This is a genomic window from Bacteroides acidifaciens, from assembly GCF_024623065.1.
GTDB lineage: Bacteria > Bacteroidota > Bacteroidia > Bacteroidales > Bacteroidaceae > Bacteroides > Bacteroides acidifaciens.
Window position 1 is genome coordinate 1 of the sequence record NZ_JANJZR010000128.1, and the last position, 5,732, is coordinate 5,732.

6 protein-coding genes and 3 pseudogenes are annotated in these 5,732 nt (G+C 43.7%); 7 read left to right on the forward strand and 2 right to left on the reverse strand.

Features of this window, described 5'->3' with window-relative positions:
* Positions 1-322: 322 nt before the first annotated feature.
* Positions 323-790 (forward strand): annotated as a pseudogene (locus tag NSB03_RS19630) (site-specific integrase); the annotation flags it as partial.
* A 205-nt stretch (positions 791-995) separates the two neighbouring features.
* Positions 996-1,766, forward strand: a complete 771-nt coding sequence (locus NSB03_RS19635; RefSeq protein ID WP_024988788.1) for a DUF3825 domain-containing protein — start codon at positions 996-998, stop codon at positions 1,764-1,766.
* Between the two features lie 47 nt (positions 1,767-1,813).
* Here NSB03_RS19635 and NSB03_RS19640 read toward each other — a convergent pair whose 3' ends face one another.
* Entirely contained in the window at positions 1,814-2,095 is a 282-nt protein-coding gene (locus NSB03_RS19640) for a helix-turn-helix domain-containing protein (RefSeq protein ID WP_024988789.1), read from the reverse strand.
* Positions 2,096-2,099: 4 nt separating this feature from the next.
* Positions 2,100-2,387, reverse strand: a complete 288-nt coding sequence (locus NSB03_RS19645) for a helix-turn-helix domain-containing protein (protein WP_024988790.1) — start codon at positions 2,385-2,387, stop codon at positions 2,100-2,102.
* Positions 2,388-2,728: 341 nt separating this feature from the next.
* Here NSB03_RS19645 and NSB03_RS19650 point away from each other — a divergent pair, with 341 nt between their 5' ends.
* From NSB03_RS19650 to NSB03_RS19665, 5 genes and pseudogenes are all read left to right on the forward strand, one after another.
* Positions 2,729-3,037: a helix-turn-helix domain-containing protein gene (locus NSB03_RS19650; RefSeq protein ID WP_024988792.1), complete on the forward strand. Its 309-nt coding sequence runs from the start codon at positions 2,729-2,731 to the stop codon at positions 3,035-3,037.
* Positions 3,018-4,250 (forward strand): virulence-associated E family protein, encoded by a 1,233-nt coding sequence (locus tag NSB03_RS19655; RefSeq protein WP_257466597.1) that lies wholly within the window; start codon positions 3,018-3,020, stop codon positions 4,248-4,250. Before NSB03_RS19650 ends, NSB03_RS19655 begins: the two co-directional genes overlap by 20 nt.
* Positions 4,251-4,559: 309 nt before the next feature.
* Entirely contained in the window at positions 4,560-4,856 is a 297-nt protein-coding gene (locus tag NSB03_RS20940) for a hypothetical protein (RefSeq protein WP_128824530.1), read from the forward strand.
* A gap of 20 nt (positions 4,857-4,876) precedes the next feature.
* Positions 4,877-5,497: pseudogene (locus tag NSB03_RS19660) on the forward strand (toprim domain-containing protein); the annotation flags it as partial.
* A gap of 147 nt (positions 5,498-5,644) precedes the next feature.
* Positions 5,645-5,732 (forward strand): annotated as a pseudogene (locus NSB03_RS19665) (plasmid mobilization relaxosome protein MobC); the annotation flags it as partial.

Genomic DNA, 5,732 nt, shown 5'->3' on the forward strand with positions numbered 1-5,732 from the left:
TTGATTGCAATTTTACTCATATCTCGCCTGTTGAACGGTATGAGAATCAGGCAGAACGGCGCAATCAAAACCGGATAGGTTAAATCTGTAGGGTAAAGTAAGATTCCCGGATGGAAATACCTTTTAACTGACAGTTTATCCCTTGATTGACTGCATCTAAATGAAATGAAAACAGGTAATGACTTGGTAGCTGAACAGGTTCGTTATTCTACCTGTTTTTGCTATTTACCCAACTGCGCAAACCAACACAATTTTGCTGCTTTACAACGAATTGCAGTTCTTTTGCCGGATTCCTCTATTGGTTGCATTGATAGTTTTCTATCGCTTTACTGGTCTGGCATTCATAGACGTGTATAACTTGCGCCCCGAACACGTTTCAGAGGACAGCAACGGCAACCTGTGGATAGTGAAACCCCGTGAAAAAACAAACAATCTCTGTAACATCCCGCTTTTGAGCATTCCCAAACAGATACTTGAAAAGTATAAGGATAATCCTTACTGCATGGATAAAGGAACTTTGTTGCCTGTTCCCTGCAATCAGAAGATGAACAGCTACCTGAAAGAGATTGCCGACCTGTGCGGCATTAAAAAGAACCTGACCACGCACACAGCCCGGCACAGTTTCGCGTCGGTTATCGCACTGGCTAACAACGTGTCACTACCGAACGTGGCTAAAATGCTGGGGCATTCATCCACCCGAATGACGCAGCACTACGCAAAGGTATTAGACCAAACGATACTAAGGGATATGCAAGCCGTTGACAGAACTTTGCAAATTCACAAAAAATAAATTCTAAAAAAATGGATAAGAAAATTTGGTGAAGTCAAAATTACCAAGTATATTTGCAGCATTAAATAATTAAGTCCCAACTTAAAGTCGGGATATTAACATTTAGATGTGCAGATCTAACTGCAAGATGTAAAACTTATAAAAAGATTATATTTAAAAAGGTTGCTAAGATTTTGGCAACCTTTAATTTTAAAACTATAATTCTATGGCAGAACCAACTAAAGAACTTTTCAAATTTGCTTTTTTTCTTGATTTTGGGAAAAGCATTGATTTTTTAGCCAAATTAGCATCACCTGAAAAATGGGATTTTGGCTCAAATAAGAATAATTCTATTTTAAAGAATTATTTGGAATATACTTTTAGAAAACTTCAAGATGAAAATAAGATTGTTTATACAACTGATAATCGTTTTTGTTGTTTTAATACAGGTTTAGTTACGTCACAATTAGAAGATATTTTTGCTTTTTTTGAAAGGAATAAAGGTGGTGGTACTTCTCCTTATTTCTTCAAAGCATTCTGTAAAAAAAGTGATAGCCAGTTCTTGAGATATTTTTCAAGTAATATTCCTCGAAGAGCTGATTTCTTTTCTGAACCTTCAGCACTAATATTCAACCCTAACTGTAATATTATTCCTGACATAGACCACATAATTAGTGATAATAAAAGCCGTTTTCCAACACATTTGCAAGTGACAGGAGAAGATAATATGCGTAGACAATTAATTGGAGCTATTGACGAAGTTATAAAGCTTGTTAAAACCAATTATAAAATAGCAGTACCTCAATTCTTTAATAAAAGAACTCAACTCCTATTACCTTTGTGTTTGACTCCGGGATCTAAAAATCCTGATTTAGCTCTTGTAATATATAAATTAGATGATAACAACTATTGCGCAAGAACTTGCTTAACTTTAGAAATGGCATACATGAATGCTCGTTTAATCGTAAAGCCTCAAAGTGATTGGCTTAAAGCATAAAAAAAAACGGCAATAATATAAAAACGATTATTGCCGTTTTTTAGATTTCATTTCTGATAGAACCTTTCCAACAAATCCATGATGTCACTTTCCCGGTAGATGATTTTTCCCGGAAGCTGCACGTAGCCCAGCAGCCCTGTGTCCCTGTAATCCTGCAACGTCCGTTTGCTGATGCAAAGCCGCCTGCACACCTCATCGCCCGTCAGGTAGTGTTCACCGTTCAATACCGGGCGATAGTTCATTACCACATACTCCACGTTTTCCAGCACCCTGTCAAGGGAAGAAAACAGTACCAACGTGGTTTCGAAATCTTTCGTTATCAAATCCATACGCCTACTTTTTAGAATTGTTCCTTACTTGGTCGAGCAGAAAGGCTTCCACGTCCGAAGCCTTGTAGTAAATCTTGCCGTTAACCTGCGAGTAAGGCAGTTTCCCCGTATCACGGTAGGTCTGCATCGTCCGGGCTGAAACGTTCAGCAAACGGCAGGTTTCGCAGTTATCCAGCCACTTGTCACGCTTCCTGCGTAAAGGTACGCATAGCGCATCCACACGCCCCACAAAATTTTCAAACCTCTGTTTCCATAGTTCAAAGGTTTTCTTTTCAATCGTCACTATTTCCATAACCTATATATTTATTCTTGTCAATACTCCGTTTTTCTTCACTGGTGCAAATATATAAGGCTGAATGACAGGTTGTTTCTTCCTGTCCGCAAATGACCTTGCGTGTCCGAGAATGTCCACCGCCAACCCAACAACAACACGAAAGAAACGAACCAATAATAAAAAAAACTGTTTTTTCTCCACTTCCTAAATTAAGTAAGGTAATGAACACAAAACCGTTTTCTATTTGCCGACATTAATTTGGTGCAGAGCGAAGCAAAGCGATTCCAAACGGCTGACGCTTTGTTTTTTACCGATTTTTCTTATTTTATTTGTGGTGCTAATTCAAAAAACAAGCACCTATGAACAATCCTTTCGAAGAAATTTTCAAGCGGCTGGAGAACATCGAAAAGATGATTGCCCCGGTCACGGGCGCACAGCCCGAAGAACGGCAGGACGGAAAAGAGCCTGTGTTAGTCAAAATATCCGTTGCCAGCGGCATAACCGGGTATTCGGTCAATTACCTGTATCATTTAGCCAGCAAGGGGATGATACCGTGTGTCAAGCGTGGGCGTACCCTGCGTTTCGACATGGAGGAACTCAAAAAGTGGATGCAGCAGCAGTATGTCCCGGCTTCTAACAGACTTCCCGATGAAAAAGAAAAGAAGTGATGAAACACGGCATATCGAGGGCTGGCAGTCAAAGAACGAGCGCATCGAAAGCCTGTTGAACGTCCTGTATGATTTCCGGTTCAACACCGTAAAGAGCCGGACGGAATACCGGGCTTCGGGTTCTTCGGACTTGTACCAGCCCGTTACAAAATTCGCCCTGAACACTTTCAGGCGCAGGCTGGACGCAACGGCTGACATTGCCACCTCGACCGACAACATACGCATGATACTGGAAAGCGACTTCGCAAGAAAGGTACATCCCATACAGGAGTATTTCAATGCCCTGCCCTTACTGAATCCTGCCGAACACGGGCATATCGGCAGGCTTCTGAACACGGTACAGGTAGCCAACCCCGGCAAATGGGAGGAATATTTCACGAAATGGCTTATCGGTGTGGTAGCCAACGCGATGAACGACACAGGGTGTCAGAACCATACCTGTTTGGTGCTGACCGGGGACAGGCAGGGGCAGTTCAAATCGTGGTGGCTGGACAACCTTTGCCCGACACCGCTTAAGAACTACCTGTTCACCGGGAAGATAGACCCGCAGGGCAAAGACATCCTGACACTGATAGCCGAATACCTGTTCATCAACATTGACGACCAGCTAAAGGAACTCAACAAGCAGAACGAGAACGCATTGAAGAACCTTATCACCACCCCGGCGGTGAAGTACCGCAGACCGTATGATATTTACATAGAGGAATACCCCCACCTCGCCAGCTTCATGGCTTCGGTGAACGGCAACGAGTTCCTGACCGACCCGACAGGCAGCAGGCGTTTTTTGCCGTTCGAGGTGCTGCACATAGACAAGCCCACGGCAGAAAGTATTCACATGGATAACGTCTATTCCGAAATTATGTACCTGTACCGTCAGGGCGTGCGCTACTGGTTCAATGATGCGGAGATTGAAGAACTGCACCTGACAAATGCGGAATTTGAGGTACAGACAATCGAGTTTGAGATGCTGACACAATACTTTGAGAAGCCGACAGAGGAGGAAGAAGCCCTGTTCTTCATGACAACGGCACAGGTACTCGCATACCTGCGTAATATATCCCCCGTCCAGCTATCCGAAAAAAGGCTGGGCGAATCATTGCGGAAAATCGGTTTCAAGCGGGTACAGAAGCGCATCAACAACAACCATTATCCGGTATATGGGTACAGGATAAAGCCCGTTCCGGCTTCCCGTACAGGGGATGATTACGGGTAGAACCGGAATGTAGTAGCTTCTACATATTGTTTGATACATACATAACAATTTAATAAACAATAGTTTACCAATTATGTAGTATGAAGTAAGATAGAATCCCAAACTTTTGGAAAATCCGGGAAAAAGAAAAAACGGCAATATAATATATAGAATATATTTATTCCTTTTTTAAAGGATAAATAATTACTATGTTACTACATGTACTACAATCCGTTGAAAAAGAAAAAGATAGATGTAGTAGTGTCCCGTGCTTCTTCTTACTCGCTTCTTGCTTCATTATTACTATCGTTAAATAAAAAAATAAAGATTATGACCTACAAGGAAGCCAACAATATCAGTATCAAGGATTACCTGAACTCTTTGGGAATCCAGCCCGTCACGGAAAAAGGAAGTTACGGGATGTACCGCAGCCCCTTACGGGAGGACAACACGCCGAGTTTCAAGGTGGATTATAACGCCAATCTATGGTGTGACTACGGAACTGGCGAGGGCGGGACGCTCACGGTGCTATCTGCCGACTGGAGCAGGGCGACACTACCTCTTTTTCCTTTCACGGGAAAGACCTGCCCGAAAGGGACACGAAAAGGCAGGCAGCCAGCCCGATAGAGATACGCAGAATACAGCCGTTACAGAATCCGGCACTCATGCGCTACTTGCAGGAAAGGGGGATTTCCCCCGGAACGGCAGCCCCATACGTGCAGGAAATGTATTACCGCATCGGTGGCAAGCCTTATTTTGCGCTGGCGTTCAGGAATGATTCAGGAGGTTACGAGCTTCGCAATCCCCGTTTCAAGGGCAGCACATCGAAAGACATCACCCATATAAGGCAGCAGGGAGAGCCGAGAGAGAAATGTTTGGTATTCGAGGGCTTTATGGACTATCTTTCTTTCCTCACACTCCGGATGAAGAACTGTCCGACCATGCCCGACCTTGACAGGCAGGATTATGTCATACTCAACTCTACCGCCAATGTGCCGAAAGCCATTGACGTACTGTTCCCGTATAAACGCATCCACTGCATGCTCGACAATGACGAAGCAGGATTTCGGGCAACACAGGCTATCGCTTTGGAATATTCCTACCGTGTGCGTGACTTCTCGGACAATTACAGGGGTTATTCGGACTTGAACGACTATCTGTGCGGCAGGAAACAGGAACAGAAAAACAGTACCAGCCAAGCGCAGGAAATAAAGCAGGAAACCGGACAACGTGCCACCCCAAAACAGAAAAGGGGCAGAGGCATTTAGTCCGGCAGGATTACCAACGGTAAACGGTATGATTAGGGAGAGCAAGGTTATGTTTCGGTAGACCGAAACACCTTGCTTTGCTTGACAGCAAAGAAAATTTCTCCCGTTGGTCGCAATTTTTAAGATACCACCTAAAAGCAAAAACGTATGACAGGGACAAGGAACAAACCGGGAGGTCGCCCGGCAAAAAGCCGGATAGACAAGCAGAACCGGGTAGTCAGCACGAAACTGACCG